Here is an 18,444-nt window from a genome sequence, read left to right on the forward strand (position 1 = left end):
GCGACGCAATGAAACCCTCGCGCCTGCTGCTGACCTGGCTCGCAGTACTGCTGGCCATCGGCATCGTGCTCGGCACCTTGCGGGCACTGGACATCGCCGTTCCATCGAGCCTCTCGTCCATCGACTGGGGATTACTGCTGGCACTGCTGGCGCTAGCGATACTCGACGCCATCCGCCTCAAACGCCTGCCCTCGCCCCACGTGCAACGGCAGATGCCCGGCAGCCTGGCGCTCGGTCGATGGAGTGAAGTGCGACTGGAGGTCGAGCATGATTTTGCTCAACCGCTGAACGTACACATCTTCGATCATGTGCCGCACGGCCTGGACTTCGAACAGCTTCCCCTGTCGGCCGAACTGCAACCCGGCCAACAGAGCCAGATCGGCTATCGCCTGCGCCCACTCAAGCGCGGCCACTTCACCTTCGACCACTGCGAAATCAGCCTGCCGAGCCCAATGGGCCTGTGGTCCGGCAAACGCCTGCTGAACGTGGTCGACAACACCCGCGTCTACCCCGACTTCGCCCGCCTCTACGGCGGCCAACTGCTGGCGGTGGATAACTGGCTCAGCCAGCTCGGTGTGCGCCAGCGCCAACGGCGTGGTCAGGGCCTGGAGTTTCATCAACTGCGCGAATTCAGAGAAGGCGACAGCCTGCGCCAGATCGACTGGAAAGCCACCGCTCGCCAGCGCACGCCGATTGCTCGTGAGTATCAGGATGAGCGTGATCAGCAGATCATTTTCATGCTCGACTGCGGCCGACGCATGCGCAGTCAGGATGACGAACTGGCGCATTTCGACCATGCGCTCAATGCCTGTCTGCTGCTCAGCTATGTGGCGTTACGTCAGGGTGACGCCGTGGGCCTTTGCACGTTCGCGGGCGATCAACCACGTTACCTCGTGCCCATCAAAGGCCCCGCACAACTCAAGGTGCTGCTCAACACCGTCTACGATCTGGACAGCAGCCAGCGCCCGGCTGACTTCCAGGCCGCCGCCAGCCAGTTACTGGCCCGGCAAAAACGTCGGGCGCTGGTGGTGCTGGTGACCAACCTGTGCGATGAAGACGACGGTGATTTGCTTGGCGCGGTCAAACACCTGAACCGACATCATCAGGTGCTGGTGGCCAGCCTGCGCGAAGCAACCCTCGACCTGGTGCGCCACGCCCCGGTGCAAACCCTGGACGAAGCACTGGCCTATTGCGGCACGGTAGACTACCTCAACGCCCGGGCCGAACTCCATGAGCGGTTGAGTGCTCATGGGGTTCCGGTGCTGGATGTGCGGCCTGGGGAGTTGGGCTCGGAGCTGGTGAGCCGGTATCTGGGGTGGAAGAAAACCGGTGCCTTCTAATCCCCCGCCAACTCGGCAGTGGGTGCCGGTATCGGGCCCAATGACATGGCATTGAGCGGTGATAGTTTTAACAAGCGATAAGCCTCCAGTTGCAAGAAATGGGCCCCACCTTTCGTCCCGGTGAACTGCCAGCTCAAGCCATTTGCAGTCAACGTTCGAGGCACGCCTAGTGCTGGTTGCACACTGGTCAGTCCCAAATCGCGGGCAGAGGAGTATCCCTTCAACCCAAGGGTGATGGCGCGCCCCAACAAATGACTGTCCGGATTGTCGACCCACAACCGGATCGTGTAAGTCTGCATGCGGGGAAAGCAGGTTTCCGCGCCCCAAACCGTCTTGGGCGAATCCGTGGCCAACTGGATCCGGGCGTCATCCCACACGTTGGCGGCCAAGGCCTGGAAGCGGAAGGTATGGAACGGAGCACTTCCTTGCCGGGCATTGGCGCTTTCCAGTGTAGCGACCACTTCGACGGTACCGACTTGCGTGGCGGGGAAAGCAAAGCGCGCCCAACCGTCGTCTTGCGTCTTCACCCGAACAGACGATTGCCCCACCGTGAACGTAACGTCTATACCCGCCATTGATCGCCGTGAGCCCAGGGAACGAACCTTGATAGCCAGCCACACGCTTTCGCCCACCATCGGATCGAATGAGGCCTCACGCACCTCGTCAATTTCGATGTTGGCAGGTAACTGTTCTTCAAGAGCAGGTGCGCCCTCGCCCGCCGGCTCGACAGGCGGCATCAATCGGGTTGAGTCCGACTTCTCGACGACAGCCAGCACAATGAATTCAAATGTGAATGAGGGCGAATTGCCAGGTTCATCGTAGAGGCTTGGCGCCGTGGCGATCACTTGTACGCTGCCCGTTTGCGTCGCGGTGAAACGAAAGCGTGCCCAGCCATCGGCTGATGTCAGAACGGGGGTTGTCGCGCCCCCGTGCGAAAAACCGAGCCAGATCCCCGCTAGCGCACGCTCAGTGTAGTAAGACTGAATATTGATCTCCAGGTTAACGGTCTCACCCACAAACGGATCAAACGTTGGCCCGCGGACATCGGCGATCTTGATACGGTTATGCCCCAGCGACAGATCGATTGGCGGGTAGGTGAACCCGGCCTGAGGGAGTTCCAGTGAGAGCACCGACTCTCCGGCCTCGGTGGCGTTCCGGGCATCAAGTGTCCACCCCAGGCCCTCACTCTGCAGCTCACGGGCCTGCTCAGGTTCAAGTTTCATATCGGGTGCCCGGCCCGAGACGTCGGACACTATTGCCGCGACCTCAAGCCCGTTCAACAGACTGCCGATTGCGGGGGTAAAGTGCAGGGTGTGCTCACCTCCCAGGCAGGGGTACAACGTACCTGACGAATCCACCACTTTGTCGTCGAACCTGAGCGTCCCCTCCTCCTCGAGTCTTTTCGACAGTAATCGCCCCTGCAACTCAAAGGGTGTCAGCTCTTCATGGCAGACATACAGCTGAAACAACGCACTGACATTCGAGTTCGAATGGACTTTCCAGACCAGCCCGGTCTTGGTCAACTGGCGTCGGGTATTCAGAGGCGGATCGAAATGAAAGTCCAGATCCAGGTCGTCCGCATTCCTCAATTCAAGAAAGATCTCCTCGTCCAGCAGAGTGTCGTCACCGGGGACGACCAGAAGATCCACCGGCTCGGCATTGCGAAAACAGAGAAGCCCGACGCGTTCTTCCTTGCGTCCGTTCAAGGTCACGGTAACCAACTGGTTCCACGGGTTTTCAGGCAGGACAGTAATCCTGAACTCGAACTCGATTTCTAGTCCATCAAATAAACTGACAGCTTTGGCGGCAATGGTGCTGACACCTTCCTCGACGAGTCTGAAGGGATAAACAGACCAGCCATCGTCCCCAGTGCGCAATGTCTCAACCAGACTTCCGTTGATATGCCACTCGACATCAATTCCTGAAACGCCGCCCACGCCGGGTACCTGCGACAGAATTTGCGCCTCCAGACGAAGGTCGGCCCCCCCCACCGAAGGGAATCTCGTCGGTTGCCTCGTTTCCCCAAGCGCCAGCCAGTTATGAGCAAGTACCAACGCCTGCGAGGGTGACGGATGCAACAGTTTCGAACAGCTGACAGTGAAACCGAAACGGCTGTCGCGCCTGTTGCCGCACACCATTGCCCACTTCTGGCCCGCTCCTTCGACCGGGTTGAAAGCATCAAGGTCCGGATTGAAAGCCATATCCAGACCGGCCGGATCATCCCCTTCCCAATGCAAGGCCAGTTCGGATTCGGACAATACGTGCTCAGGCGCAAAAGACAGCCTCACTTCATGAGTTGCACCACGGCAGGGATAACCCGTGTCCTGCCCCCAGATCCATTGCCGCTGCGAGCCATCCAGCGAAAATGTGGCGCTCAACCATGGGTCTTCCTTCAGCACCCGCACCGCAAACCTGTACCGGGCGTCTTCCTTCTTGTAGTGGCTGTTGACCGACGCTTCGATCTGCCAATTGCCTGCGGCACTCGGTGTCCAGGTAAATTCGGCCTCCCCGTTCTCGTCCGTCGGCTGCCTGAACAGCACGATATCGTCCGCATCCGTCGGGCCTTTCAGCGTCCAGGTAACCTCGCGGCTGGCCAGAGGCATTCGGGTGTAATGGGACAGCACTCGCACCCGTAACAGCACACGCTGATTCAAATCGATCACTGGGTAATAAACGGCCTCCAACAGTGCAATGACGTCGAGTCGAAAGTGCCCGGAGACCGTGCTCAACGAGTAAGTGTCAGCGGTGTATTGACTACGCACAGCCAGGATGTGCTCGATTTCCCTGTCCTCAAAAACATCCCTGCAGGAGATTTCCCAAGGATCGGCCACGGGGTGTTCCGCGCCCCAGGGCGGGCTGGAATCGAGGATATTCTCGGGATCGCTCACGTCATCATTCACCAGCATGCCTGCCAGCGTTCCCGACCACATGCTGTCGCTCGACAGTTGCAATGCCAACTCATGACGGGCACCAAAGCACAGGTGCAGTCTTTCACCTGGCGGTTGTCGTTCGCCGTCGATCATCACACAATCCAGGCGCAGTGGTTCAAGCAATAATTCCACACGAACGAACGTGACGCGCACGGCGCCAGGTCGACCCGGTCCACCATTGTCAGGACTGATGATGGTGAATTTCACACTCTCCTCTTCTGTAGCAAGGGTGAGCTCGTGGGAGTATTCCTTGAGATCGAGATCCAGCAGAAGGTCGTCGAGTCCAGCCAATGGCTCGGATTCAGCCTCCAGGGAGGGTGCAAGCCGCAGATCCACTTCCCCGCCCAGCCCCGGATTGATCCGCAGCGTACCTATCGCGCCCTGAACCGCCTCGTAGTGGAACATGAGCTTGTACACAGCTCTGTCAGGGGTCGGACGCGGCAGCAATGCCAGCATTATTGTCTGCTCGCCCTCACCCATATTGACCGCGTTTATATAGCTGACCTCTTTGTTCTGCCATTGCCCTGTCTGACGGGTGACCTTTCTTTCGTCATTAATTTCCCATCCATCCAGGTCATTGGAAAAATCACCATTGACGATAAAGTTTTTATTGGCGAGAGGATTTTCAGTGTTCATGGCTGGGTCTTCCTTACGCGTGCAGTACGCGTGGCCGGGGCTGGCAGTTGGCTCTCCAGGGTGGAGACAAGCAAGTCTTCGACGTCTCCGGCAAACGCTTGCCCGCCATCACGCGCCTGGTAAACCAGCGTCAGAATGACATCCGTCAATGATTCAAGCAGGCGCACCTGGGCAGGCTGCTCATGCCGGGGGAGCGTCAATACATATTCAGCATGGGCGCCCGTGCATTCGAAGGGCAGATAACGATCATCATCCATCCGACCGGGCATGCCACCGTCCTCCAGCCCCGACGACAATCCGATCTGCTGGTAAGGACGCAGATTCTGCACCAGCGAACCGGGTGATACCGGACTGGACTCAAGACCATGCAAGAATTTGACAGCCTCAATATCCGGTACGAGCAATGTGGAACTGCTGATTTGCACCAGCGTTGCTCGAATGTTCTCGTACGGCCCCAGCAAACCGGGAAAGGTCAGTGACAACGACTTGACCTGACGGCAGTAATGTCCCGGATAGTCTTCATTGAAGAGCTTTTCGTTCAGATTGATGACCAACTGCCCCGAACTTTTGAAGCTGGCCCATTTATCCGCGTCCAGGTCCTTGAGCGAGATCGTTTTGACCAACTGCAACCGGTGTTCATCGCGTTTTATGCGTGCAGCGGCCATCCTCAACAGATCAAGCTTCAACGATTGGCCGGTGGTGAACCCATGGTAGGTATCCATCCAGACGTCCGGGCGCACGAACCGGGTTTTGTAGTCGGCCATCTCATACTGCCAACAGGTTTCAGCGCACAGGCACAACCCGGCAACCACGTCGTACACCTGATAGATCAGGGTTTTTACTTGCCCCACGACCCAGTTGCTCAACTCCTGGCCAGTCGTGCGATTCCTGTAGAACGCGTACACCGCGTTGGCCTGCGTACGGGTGATTTCGATCTGTCGCAGACCGGCACGGGCGGCACTGATCGCATGTTCCTGCGCCTGCAATTGCTCACGCAATACCCGAATTTCGGCATTGGACTGATCGCGGGCAAGCTCCCACTCCTGCTTGCGTCGCCGTTGTTGCTCAATGACGCTGGCCTCTTCGGCTTCGCGCATCATGAGATCCGCCGCGAGCTGAGTTCCCTCGGCCAGTGCATAAGGAACGGCCGCCAAACGATAGCCGCCGTAGGTCGTCCCGAACATATTGGGAGCCAGATCCAGCAGCGCTCCCACGGTCCGGAATCCTGCCGCGCCCGCTGCGATATAACGGGCCACCCGGTTTTTTTCCAGAACGCCGTACTCGGCCCCGGACACCCCTTCCTCAATCAACAGGTCATAATGCTGCGCCCGGGCCCTGACCATGCTTTCGCTTTGCCTCAACGAAGCAGCGGTCGACTCAAGTTGGGCAATCGTCGCTTCCTGGATCGAGCGGGAATAGTCCGCCAACTCGATCATGTGGCTTTGCTGCAGTTCCTCAAGTTCTCCCCGGTCACGCGACTCCAGCCACAACCGCAGTTGATCCTCCTGCTGAGTCAGAAACTCCACACCTTGCAACGCCAGCCCGTACACGGTCTGCCATTTGTAGGGCACCACCTGCGCCTGCCCTCCCGGATTGCGAGTCGCGGCCAGATTGCCGTTGGCTTGTGCACGCAACAGCTCCAGCGGGTCCATCGTCCGGTTGAACAGCGGAATCGACAATGGCTGACCATCGATCGAACGATTGTTGCGCAAGTTGTCCAGACGCGTGTTGAGCAGGGTCCACAATGCCTTGGGCCGCTCGTTGATTCCGGACCGAAACACGCCGGAACCCAAAAGATCAAAACGCGGTGTGGCCTGCATGGCGCTGGGCACATCAGCCAGGCTGAGTTCAAGACCGCCCTCAAATGCCTTGAGCTGATCGCGCCCGCTGATATCCATCAGCAGCTCGCTCAGTTTTTTGGGTTTCCAGTCGCTGGCCGTTCGGGTGACCGGTTCCTCGCCGATCAATGTCAGGGCTCTGCTGTAATTGAGCCCCGCATGTACCATGCTGTCGTAATCCAGATGCCGGTAAAGCGCATCACCCCATTCGATCAGGTTTTCGATATAACGCAGAAAAATGGCGATCTTGAAGTGAACCGGCGCGCAATAACCGATCGCATCCGGATCCGAAGGCGCTGCGATTTCATAGGAGCATTCGATGTCTTCGTTTTGCAGCGGCCGGCAGCGCCAGTACGCGGGCGCCGGGATGACCTCCGGCTCTTGACGTTGTGGCTTGATCTCGCGCGCCAATGGATTGAAGACGTATTCATACCAGGCTTGCGCCTCGTGATGACGGCCCTCGGCCGACAAGCGCGAGCCCACCAGATCCGGCGTATGGAAAAACAGCTCCCAGAAGTACAAACCGTTGCAGCCGTCGAAGGGCCCATTGGCTTCAATACTGCCATCGGGCATCGGCGGCTCGTTGACATGCTGGGTCTCCCAAGCCAGCAGCGCATCGACCGATACCGCCGCGCGACTGGTCAACACAGGGCCGAACGTTGAGTTCACCCGCGAATACTTGAGCGCCTGGTTGCTGTTGTTGAAACTCAGAAACTGCGCGCCCTCGGCGCTGCTTTTGTCGATGGAGGGGGTCGTGTAAGTCTTTGGTCGCCTGTTCAGCGAGACCGCAAACTCCTTGCTGCCGTATACATCTTTAACCGCTTCGCCGAAAAGGAACTTGAGCGGAACGTCAATGGGAAAGTTATTGATATGTATCAATGAGCTTTCCCTGCGATAAGTCAGCCAGGGTGTCGCGTAGTGACCATTCAAAAAGCCGATGGAACTCCAGTGCGGCGGATCAATTTCTGTGCGTGCCGGAAATTCGAGTTTGAATGCCACGGTGGCATATAAAATCCGGGGGACTATTTGATTCTGCTCGTTAAGGACAGCGTTCCCCACACCAGTAATGGAAAAACCGGCGCCCGAAAGAATCTCGTCACGGTTTCTGCCAAGCAAATACATCAGCGCAGTATCGGACAACGTCGCAGTCGCTTCAGCGACCCAAATGCCGTCGCCGGTTACCGCTTCCTTGAAGTCATCGATAGCGAAGGAATGGATGCTTTCCCTGGCCTCGTCTTTGGGCAGCTCCACCGCGTGACTCTGTGTCGGCTTCAGTCGGGTGGTCAGCGTAATCCGCAGCTGTTGCTCACCGGCGTCAACGATCCTGATGTCGAAAGATGAATTGCCCGTCACAGCCCTCCAACCGACGGACAGCCGCTCCAGCACCCGCCCCGCTTCTTTCACCGCATCGCAACGGCCTCGAACCCTTAACACCTCATAAAAGCCCCCGTCCGTAAACAACTCACGGGTGTAGACGACGTCGAGAAACAGATTCGCAGTAATGGAACCTTCCACCGCTACAGTGCTGGTGATGGTGACGGGCGAATAATCGGCAGGCACAACCTTTTGCTGCAGGCTGGCGGCACCTCTGAAACGCCCGAACGTCATCGCCAGTAGCGTCGCCATGTCGTCAGGGACTTTACGGAACAACGCATCGCGGGTTTCATGGATTTCAATCTCATGAAAGGAAGCCTCCCCGTCCAGGCCGTGACGGTTGGTATAACAAACAGCCAGACGGTCGTCCCGTGGATCGCCATCCCCCAGTGACACGACGGTCAACCGTCCATTGGAAACATCGTTCTCGCAATCACGCTTGTGCAACGACAGCGGAGCGGACCACTGACCGTTCAGTGTGCTGAAGGCAAGTTTGATTTCCAGCGACCAGGGTGTCTGCACGACGCCATCGCTATCAATCAGGCGTTCACGCCACTCACACCAGACCATGACCGGCAGGCCCAGCCAGTTCACACAGCGGATATCCACCACTGTGTCGGTGGTCGCGATGTCGATCTTCTGCCACTCACCCCAGGCGGCGGGGTTGATTTTCTTGCTGTGGTTGTCCAGCTCGACTTTGACACTGCGCAAGTAGTAGGCGAATGGCGCGGTTCGCTCCCGTCCAATAAGGTAGTAGCGTGCGTCCTGAACGTTTTCGCCATCGATATAGCCACTGAGTACATCAAGATCACACAGGCGTTGGAAGCCTTGTGTGTACTCCATCAATCCCCTTTGCACCGAACCGGTACTCAGGCGCATCTGATTGAGGCTGCTTTCCAGCGCCCGGAACAGTGAGGTCTTTTTCAGGCGCAGTGACGGGACAATGTAGTTTTCTGCCTGGTCCTTGAGCAGCACATTGGCCGACCAGGTGCTGTAGTGACTCAGAAACCCGTACCAGTACTGCAAGTCCTCATCTTCAAAATGGCTGTTTTCGTAGCCCTTCTCCATACCGCTGTAAACAGACTGAATATGCTGCTGCAAACAACGCACGGTCGAAGAAATCCGGGTGGCTTGCAATTGTGCGCTGTCCTGAGTATCGAGCATCAGATACTCACTCAGCTCATCGGGTGTTCTCGGGGTGACGGCGCCTGACCACAGCCTCTGGCCCAGGACGGCTTCCACCATCGCGGCCGTGTAACGCTCTGTCAGCTCGTTGATCTGGAGCGATTCCATTATCTATCTCCCTTTCACTGCGCGAGTGCTCGAGCGTTCCGGCTTTTTACCCAAAGTGCCTTCGAGCACCAACGCCTCATTCAGACGATCGCAAAACAGACTCAACTGGAAGCGGCCGTTGCGGATGTTTGCGGTGCGAATCTCAACCACATAGGGGGCATCGGTGAACTCAAAACGCGTGGCCAGTGACGGCGTAAAGACCATTCCCAATGCCTGGGTGGTGTAATCGGAACTCCAGCCCAGTGCCCCCCAACTACCTTTCAACTGCGTGGCATCGGCGGGGGCGATGCTCAATTGATAGTGGCCGTTTCTGAACAGAGTCAGCTCATCAGTGCCTGGAGTGATCGGTACAGGAGTGCGTTTATCGTTGGCATCAATGGTGATCAGCTCGACTTTCCACTCGAAGGCTTTGATCACTGTCAGATTGAATGGTTGACGCAGCGTCGGCGCGTGTTTCAATTCGGCGGTTACAACGAAGCTTCCCGCCGTCGCCGACTTGAACGGATACACGGATCGACCCTGCGCATCGGTCACGATTGTCTCTCCCTCCGGAGGGGTGGGGTTGACCTGCCATGTCACCGGGTAATTAGCCACCGGCTTCGGCTCCGCCCCACTCGTCATCACATCGATCCACAGCAACGTCGGCCGCGAAGCCCCGGCCACCGGGAAGCGAGTGTTTTCCGAGAAATTGCGAATCACTGCGTCGGCGGCCACCCACACCTTGACCTCGACAACAGGGTCAGTGCCCAACTGTGCGAAGACCGTCAAATCGCCTGCCTTCGGAGCCGCCACGGAGAAATCGGAGAACCCGTCCGCGTCGCTGAGTTTCTCGACTTTTGTCGGCGCTTCGCTCGTCCACCACATCACCTTTTGCCCTTGTACCGGCGCATCATCCAGCCCGACGACCCGGCAGCGCACTGGCAATGCCTGGCCCACCAGTGCGACCGCAGTGATGACGGGCGCAGCCAGAATTCTCGGTTTGTCGGCAAACACAATGGGCCGACTGAATGTAAAACTGTGGCTGCCTTCCACATTGCTAACTGTAATGATGGCTTCACCCGGACTCAGACTGGAGACCCATACACGGCTCACTCCATCCTTGTCGGTGAACGTCCGGCTGGGACTGATTACGCCCAAGGTCGTGGACCAGACCACCTCACGATAGGCGCCGCGGTTGCCGTAATCGTCGATCAGCACGGCATACATCTCCTGCGACCACAGAAGCCCGGCCAGCACGGGATCGCGGGGTGGCACGCCACTCAACTCGGAATTGAACTTCAGTGTCGCCTCATCGCAACCGATCAGCACCGACGGGCCATAGATCGGCTCGTGCAACGGAATGCTGTAGTGCAAATGGGCAGTACCCATTCTGGCCCCGGCCTGAAGTTGCGCCCAGGCGCGACCTTGGTCGTCAGTACGAATCTCGGGCGTGAGCACTGCCCCAAGATCCGTACCGATACGAAGAACTACCCCTTTGAGCGGCACACCGAAAAAATCCAGGAGCGTGATCATGAATTCCGCGACTTCCTGTGACAGGTTCGCAATCAGGGTCGGGTTGTCCACCACGCATCGACTGGTGAAACTCTGTCCGACTTCCGCCGAATCCTGTGGTGTCGTCATGGCGTTGAATCGGGCCAGACTTTCCAGCGCGTTTTGCGCGGCGTTCGCATAAAGCGATTCCGGATCCAGTGGATTGAGTGCACCCAGGCTGAATGCAGCAGTGGCGTCCATCCCGTTGCGGGCCAGTTGCAATGTCCGATCAAGCAAATCCAGGTGAGCCAGATTGCGCAGAATGGGCCAGGCGGTAGCTTCACTGTCTTCGGTCTCGCTGGTGATGTGCTGGGCGCACTCCAGCACATGACGAATCCCGCAGCCGAAATAAGTTGCCAGCTTGTCGGCCGCAGCGTCACGAACCAGACGCAAGCCGTCCTCACTCATGTCATCGGGCAACTGATTGACCTGACTGAGGTAATCGAGGATTTTCTCCTCTGGCTGTCTGGCCCGGGAAATCATTCGCCGATAGAGCGCAAGGTAGTAAACCGCCCGGATCGAAATCTCGTACGGATTTTCAAGACTGAACCACTGGTACTGCTCATCCTTCAGCAGCGTCGCGAGCATCTGCGGACTCAGTTCCAGCTTGTCGGCGATCCGGCCGCGCCGCTCCAGTTCCACGAGCATTTGCAGAAACGAATCCGGTTTTTCCTGCACCCGTGAAGCAAGATCCGACGGCAGTGCCATGGCCTCTTTCAAAAAGTCATACGGGTGACCCTGGGCCCAGGACAACACCTGTGTTGTCAGCAAGGATTCCAGCTTCAGATAAACCGCAAGGCCCTCTTCCACCACCACCCGTTGCTCGTCCCGGCAGCGCAAAACAATGGTGCGAACGAGTGTTTCCAACGGCTCGCGCCAGGCCGCGTCCTCTTCCTCCGGATAGATCGTCCTCACCACATCCTTGATGACAGCGGTCGCGTATTCGAGATACTGGGCCTGTGTCTGGTCAGCTCGGCCTCTCACCAGGCCATACTCATCGATCAACGGTTCCAGCATGGTCAGCCACTCGATGAGCTGCTCGTTGGCATTGCGCAATGGCGCCCCCTCCTCCAGCAAGGTGGCCTCTTCAATCCGCACAGCCTGCACCTGACTGCGCAACTGGCGCAGCAATTGCTCCTGCAACTCGCTCCAGACCGTCGGCACATAGACCGGATTGACGTTTTGTACCAACCACAGCGGCGACACATCGTAGTCCCGGCACCAATCCGCGCAGCTCATCAGCCCGCGTATGGCATTCAGTACATCCGCTCCGTCCGTCGAGCCGTAATTGGACACCACTGGCTCACCTGCCAGTTGCGCCACCAGCCCTTCCCCTTCACTGAGGGTTTGCAAAAGGGCTGTCGATTCAATCGGGGTCAGTCCGGATAACCGCCCCAAAAACACCAGGCGCCAGAAGCTGGACAGAATGTCCAGGCTGCGCTTCAAGTGTGTCTTGAGGCCATAAGCGTCGGCTATCACGGTGGCCAGGAAGCGGTAAGTTTCGAAATTGATTTCCAGCGCACTGCAAATCCGATGCACCGTCTCTTGTTCGGCTTGCGTACGCGGGATGATCGAAAACTCGACGTTGTCGATAAGTAGCGGTTGCTCATATAGCTGACTGCGGTTGTAAACACGGTCGAAGTGCGACAGTTGACCATCCTGGCCGTACACCGACAGAACATCGACAAGCGCTGCGAACTCCTCCGCCTTGCAGGCATGGGTGTTATTGAGTTCCTTGAACAACCCAATGCAGCGCAGTGTGTTGGGGCGAATCCAGATCGACGACTCCCCGGTACCACGGCGCTCGGCATTCATTACAGCCACGAGCAGTTTATCGACTTCATGGCTGGGCAGTTGCAGCATGCGGTCCAGACGACACTTGCGATTGATGCGGTCCATGCGGTGCTCATGCTCTTTAGAGCCAGGCTCTCCGACATGAAACAATTCGAACATTTCGGCAAAACTGCCTTTCTTCAGCTCGATAGCAGGTTCTTCTCCCCCATGGATAAACCGCGCGCCTGCCACTACTCCCGTGTTCGGTGCATCTGGCTCACCCAATGCCGGTGCATTGGCAGACAATTTTGGCGTGAACACACCGCGACCCAGCAAGCAATCGACCTGATGTTGGTCAAGGCGCGTCGAGTCCTTGAAAATCCACAGCTTGCGCAGACTTTCGAGGTAGTTCGCCAGACTGCCAAAGTTGTCGGGATAAAAATTCTCCGCCGATTTCAGCGGATCCGGATCGACCCTTCGGCTCCGTGGATCCACCCGGTGCAATGGCGCCCCGGCCATCGTCGCATTCAAGGGAAAGTACGGGTCCTCCAGCAGCAACGACAACTTCAACGGGCCGATTCCGGCACTCAGTTGCATTGCCACGTCGTCGCGTGAACCTCGTGCACCGGGGTTCTTGAAATACGGAGAGTCGAGGTCAACCTGGCGAATGACGTCCCCCAACGTCCCATCTTCAAGGGCTGTACCGACAACGTGGGAAATGCTCTCCCAGTCATGATCGTAGGGCAGGCCGTTATGGAAACGGATTGTCCGCAGGTACGCCTTGACGTCCCTCCCCCCCATCTCGATCCCTATCCCGGACACAATCTGTGCTTCAAGCACCGAATTGGCGATTTCCAGGCGGGACTGCACGCGTTCGATAGCCATATCGTCGATCAGCAATTCATCTACATCGGGACGGCGCTCCTGCAACGGAATGGTTTGATCCTTATCGCCATGTGGAACGATTTTTTCCTCCACCCACTCGCGCAGGGCCACCATGTATGCAGTCGTCGAAGCAATGTGTTCAGGACTGCCGGGCGGGGCAGCGCCGTCAATATCCGGCTGGAACTGTTCACTGTATGTAGGCAATGGCACCAGGGCTCGTTCAGCATCCGCCGACGGTGTGGCGCGCAAGGACTGCTCTCGAAACAGCCTGGCGATATACAACGCCAGCGCATTGCCACGGGCGATCAGCGAGCGCGAATCCGGGCCATTGAGCCCCAGCTTCTGCAAACCCGCCGGGCCCTTCTTTATCAAATCGAATACGCTGGGATTCTGCGCCAGGTACTCATCGAAAGACGATTGCTCCTCGGCGGTTCTGTCCCCAAGTACAGCCTTGACCAACTGATGAACCGGACGGTTGTCGGATGCATTCATTGCGCAAGCTCCCTGGGAGGCAGACCATCAATCGCCAGTGCGTTGTCGGCCTTTGGTTTTGGGATGATTTGGCGCTTGTTTCGTAAGCCCGACAACTGTCACATCTGACAGGTTGCATGACCACTCATCGGATTTGGCAGCGTTTCAAGGCACATCGAAGGGAAGCGAAATTTTCGCCGGCGCGCAAAAAATGGCCCCGCGAGAGGGCCATTCGAAGGGAAGAGCGGACGGTCAGCCGATGTCCGTCACGTTGAGACTCAGGGTTGTCGACCACGGCGAGACAGCTGCGCCGCTATATACCCTCGCTACCATCAGGAACGCCCCCATTGGCAAGGGATCAGTCACAATCAGCCACTGTCCGAACTCATCGACAATCCCGGAGCCCCATACCTTGCTACTGTTCCCTGACTTGTACAGTTTCACCTCTGCGGTGGGCATCGCAGTACCGCGAATGACGGCACGGGGCGAAACCCAGCCATTCTGGAGCGGAGAGGTGAACAGGGGCTTGTCCAGTTGCTCAATGCTGGTTCTGAATGCCACTGCTTCCGTGTAATCCGAACGGGCGTCATCAATGTACTGACGAAAAACGACTTGATGCGACCCTGTTCCCAAGTCATACCTAATTCGATACGACCAGTTCCCTTGATGATCGACAATGCCGTAGAAATTGTTTGCACCTCCCTCTTCCCCATAAATCCCTGCCCCCGGTATTCCTCTTCCCGAGCACACCGGAAAACTTTCAAGGACTTGATCCGGATCGTTCACGGGGCTTGTGATGGTCGGAGGCTCAACCCCGGAGGAAAAGTCCCTCATGACAAAATTGCGATCAGGCAACAACCACTTCGAGATAGCACCATCGCGCGATTGCCGCACCGAATAGACGTAAGGCGTGGCTGCCATTGGCAGTAGGTTCCGCGGCCGCGCCGCCCATCGTCCGTCGCGATCCACGGGGGCTCTGCACAGCTCGGTGGAGATCGACCCTTGCTTGACAATCAGGATCTCGGAACCCGGCTCACCTGTACCGGAGAACATCGGACGGCGTCCGACCTCCTGCCCCTCGAGCGGATAATCGACACGGGGAGCCGCGAAATCCGCAGTCTTGCGTTCTACGATAAAGCGCCCACTCTCGACCCACTCGGATAGCCCCCCGTTCACCGTCTGGCGCACGACCACTCGCGTGGCGCCCTCAAGCAAATCCTTGGTACCGATTACCGCCCAACGACCATCGGGATCTACAGTCGTCGCAGGGGCCAGCACCTCATCGGTGTTGAACCACGAAGCAATGGTAATACTCGCCCCTTTTATACCCAGACCACTGAACTGCGGTCGAACCCCGACCCAGTCGCCGTCCAGAGGACCAGTGATGCTTGGCGCAGGTTTGAGCAACTGATAATAATGGGCCGCCGAAAGGGCTGAGTCCAGCCCGGAGCCTGCACTTGCGAGGGCACTGATGCCTTCTGCATTCGGGTCAAGCAACCCGTGCGCGACACTCTCCGACCACGTGCCGGCTTGCGACACAACGGTGTTGATTAAACGGCCGTATCGCGTACCGCGTCGCCAGATCTGAACGGTATCGCCCGGATGACCATACCCGGAGATCAGCAACCGCCCCCCGAGCGCCTCGCCATCGAGAGGTGTATCGACCACCGGAATCGCCGGCACCACCGTGATGATGCGTTCAAGCGGATCACTGGCGTAGTTTTTTTGCCGAAGCCTCGCCTCCACGGTTACTGGGCCACCCACTGGCAACGAGACCTTTGCCTGCCAAGTGCCATCCGCTTTCACTTCAATGTCTTTGAGAAAAGGTGAAGTCTGCCCTTTGATCGATAACTCAACGGTGCCGGGAAACTGCCCTGTGCCGGAAAACACCGACTCACGAGCCGGTCTGCCATTGGGTGCTGGCACGCTGAGCCCAGGTTTGGCGACGCGAACCTTGACCGTCCGCACATCACTGCGGTCGGAGACGTTACTGCTGGATTGGGATGCTTGTTGAATGGCATAGAGCGTCAAATTGCCAGGAGTCTGGTCAACGAGTGTCACCACCCATTTGCCATCCTGCCCCACCGGCCCGGCGCCTACAGGCTGGTGGGTAACATTTGAATAGATCACCACCCAACAGCCCTTGAAACCCGTGCCATTGATGACCGGAGAAAGATCGACCTCGGCATTGGCGGCCGTTGTGATCACAGGTTTGGGTGTTTTAACCGTAAATGTCCGGCTCGCCACCGAGGAGGTCTGCCCACCGAAGGCCGCTGTTGCGGTGAGGGTGTAGGTGCCTGGCGCCCAATCTTCAGTCGCACTCTGGGAAAACGCGCCACCTGTGGCTGTCAAAGACACATCCGGCTTTCCAGGAATTTTCAACACGATCGCCGAACCGGGCCAGGCATTGCCGGAAATCAACGGACGTTGTCCGGTGGGGGTGTCCGTGGGTGGATTGGTGAATACCGGAGCGGGCGAAGCTACGGTCATGGAAAAGCGGGTGCTGTCGCCGGACCACTGATTGTTCACCCATTGCCGGGCTGTCAATGCGGGGTAATTGCCTGGGGCGATATCAGTGGTTGCTGTGGTCTCCCAGTTGAGATTGGTCTGCACATCCGCCTGCGGTACGCCGGCCAGGGCAACGCCATTGTTGAAGATACCGATTTTGACCGCACTTGTTTCCCACTGACGCCCCCGCCCCCTGAAGGTAGCCCGTTGCCCGTTGACGGTTACGGTTATTGCGGTTGGGGCAGGGGTCGGAATAGTGGCCCGGGCTTCAGCAACCACCCAGCCCGAGTTGTAAATGCGCCCGTTCCCGCCGTCGGAAACGCTTTGTCTACCACTAAATACATAAATACCGGGTTTCAAGGTGTCTGGGACTACCTTCGTCCAGCGGATCGAAACGACTGTAGCCTCTAGATAAGGGGTGGTGTTGCCACTGAAATGAATGTCCATTCGAGCGCCGCCCCACCCCGTACCCGATAATGTGACGGTTTCCCCATTGAGTTCTGATGTAATCGTCGGCTTGGGTGGCCGTACCAGTAACCGGATGGGAGCGCTGCGTATCGACTCTACCGACTCATAGAAATGACTCGCTACGATGGTGTATGGCCCCGGAGTCAAGCTGATCGTTGCCTCCCACCCTCCCGTGCCAAGGACGTTCCCTCTACCCAGTCGCGTAGTAGTAGTATCCCTGTAGACTCGAACCTCGCCACCCTTGAACGAACCGCTCAGTACTCCGCCGACAGTGATCTGCTGCTCGACTTGCTGGTTATTGGAATGGGTAGTCAGGGGCGGCGGGCCGAGCAGACGAAGCTTATGGGTGGGCTCCAGCCAGTTGGACTCCACTCCATTGATGCGCTGTATTGTGTGGAACCCGATTTCGCTGCCCCAATTCAAAGTCCCAAGCGTCGTAGTCCAGCGTCCATTTGGGGACACCAGAATTCCTGTTTTCAGCGGGTGACCGCCGGGATACGCGAGATCAACCAAAGCACCTGGATAACCATCGCCGCTAACGGTGATGGGTTGCGAAGCGATTACCGTGTTTGAAGCTGGAGAGGAGACGCCCGGAACGCGAGGCACTAGCGACAAGTTATTAATGACATTCGCCGAAATCTGCCCTGCCACCAAGTAATACTTTCCAGGAACAAAATTGTCGGTGAAATTTGCCGTCCAAGTACTACTTGTATTCTGATTAGCGACAACCCGGTCATATAGCGCCCCACCCTCCTTCATCAACTCTACCGTTATCGGAGAAACATCGGCGTGTGTCCCACTGACACGCAGAGGATAGCCAACATAGCGTGAATTAGCCGTGGGGGAAGTAATCGCAGCTGTGCTTGTTACATATCTATAAGTAGGTGTCCAGAACCAGCCCCCTCCACCTGGGCCATCAAAATCAATTTCCAGACGAATATACAATGGTTGTCCGGCGCGATAGGTGACATACAACTCAGTTTCGTACGCACGCCACCGACCGTCCTGAATTAATTTGTCCGGCGAGTTATATTGAGATTTTTCATCACCCGACTTAATCTCTAAATTTATATTCGCCCTGTCTTTGATAACGAAGTCACTCGGCTGAGTTATGTAATATCGAGAGCCCAGGACATAAATCCGTCCACTCCGGACTGTGTATCTAAACTCCAACGCTGCGGTAAACCTGTTATTATCCCCACCTACTGCGGTTATCACCTTCAAGGCACCATCAGTCCAGAGAGGTTCAACATCCGGCACCGGACCTGAATCGACGCTCTCTATTTGTGGTATTTGCTGTTTCAAGCTTTCCTGAAACTGTGCCGATTCCCCATCAACTGCAACAACATCGTTATTATCCATTTTTTGCACCTACTAGACTCGTTGGTAGGGAGCAGG

5 protein-coding genes are annotated in these 18,444 nt (G+C 57.4%); 1 reads left to right on the top strand and 4 read right to left on the bottom strand.

The genetic code is table 11. The features are described 5' to 3' along the window. Positions 1-8 precede the first annotated feature (8 nt). Complete coding sequence (locus ACXR0M_RS13770) at positions 9-1,340, top strand: DUF58 domain-containing protein (RefSeq protein WP_458832373.1); 1,332 nt, start codon at positions 9-11, stop codon at positions 1,338-1,340. Here the strand turns inward: ACXR0M_RS13770 and ACXR0M_RS13775 are convergent. The 4 genes from ACXR0M_RS13775 to ACXR0M_RS13790 form a co-directional block, all read right to left on the bottom strand. Further along, the gene (locus tag ACXR0M_RS13775; RefSeq protein WP_458832374.1) at positions 1,337-4,906 is read right to left on the bottom strand and encodes an Ig-like domain-containing protein; all 3,570 of its coding nucleotides are present in this window, start codon (positions 4,904-4,906) and stop codon (positions 1,337-1,339) included. The genes ACXR0M_RS13770 and ACXR0M_RS13775 overlap by 4 nt on opposite strands. Then, positions 4,903-9,411 carry a Tc toxin subunit A-related protein gene (locus tag ACXR0M_RS13780; RefSeq protein ID WP_458832375.1) on the bottom strand — a complete coding sequence of 1,503 codons (4,509 nt, stop codon included), beginning with the start codon at positions 9,409-9,411 and terminating at the stop codon, positions 4,903-4,905. The genes ACXR0M_RS13775 and ACXR0M_RS13780 overlap by 4 nt, the downstream gene beginning before the upstream one ends. Positions 9,412-9,414: 3 nt before the next feature. Continuing rightward, the gene (locus ACXR0M_RS13785) at positions 9,415-14,091 is read right to left on the bottom strand and encodes a Tc toxin subunit A (protein WP_458832376.1); all 4,677 of its coding nucleotides are present in this window, start codon (positions 14,089-14,091) and stop codon (positions 9,415-9,417) included. Positions 14,092-14,322: 231 nt separating this feature from the next. Continuing rightward, entirely contained in the window at positions 14,323-18,408 is a 4,086-nt protein-coding gene (locus ACXR0M_RS13790) for a hypothetical protein (RefSeq protein ID WP_458832377.1), read from the bottom strand. Positions 18,409-18,444: the final 36 nt, after the last annotated feature.

The sequence above is a fragment of the Pseudomonas sp. Eth.TT006 genome (assembly GCF_054456575.1).

Bases quoted from the DNA above. Each gene is read 5' to 3' on its own strand.
- ACXR0M_RS13780 (WP_458832375.1), bottom strand. From the start codon at position 9,411: ATGGAATCGCTCCAGATCAACGAGCTGACAGAGCGTTACACGGCCGCG.
- ACXR0M_RS13775 (WP_458832374.1), bottom strand. From the start codon at position 4,906: ATGAACACTGAAAATCCTCTCGCCAATAAAAACTTTATCGTCAATGGT.
- ACXR0M_RS13770 (WP_458832373.1), top strand. From the start codon at position 9: ATGAAACCCTCGCGCCTGCTGCTGACCTGGCTCGCAGTACTGCTGGCC.
- ACXR0M_RS13785 (WP_458832376.1), bottom strand. From the start codon at position 14,091: ATGAATGCATCCGACAACCGTCCGGTTCATCAGTTGGTCAAGGCTGTA.
- ACXR0M_RS13790 (WP_458832377.1), bottom strand. From the start codon at position 18,408: ATGGATAATAACGATGTTGTTGCAGTTGATGGGGAATCGGCACAGTTT.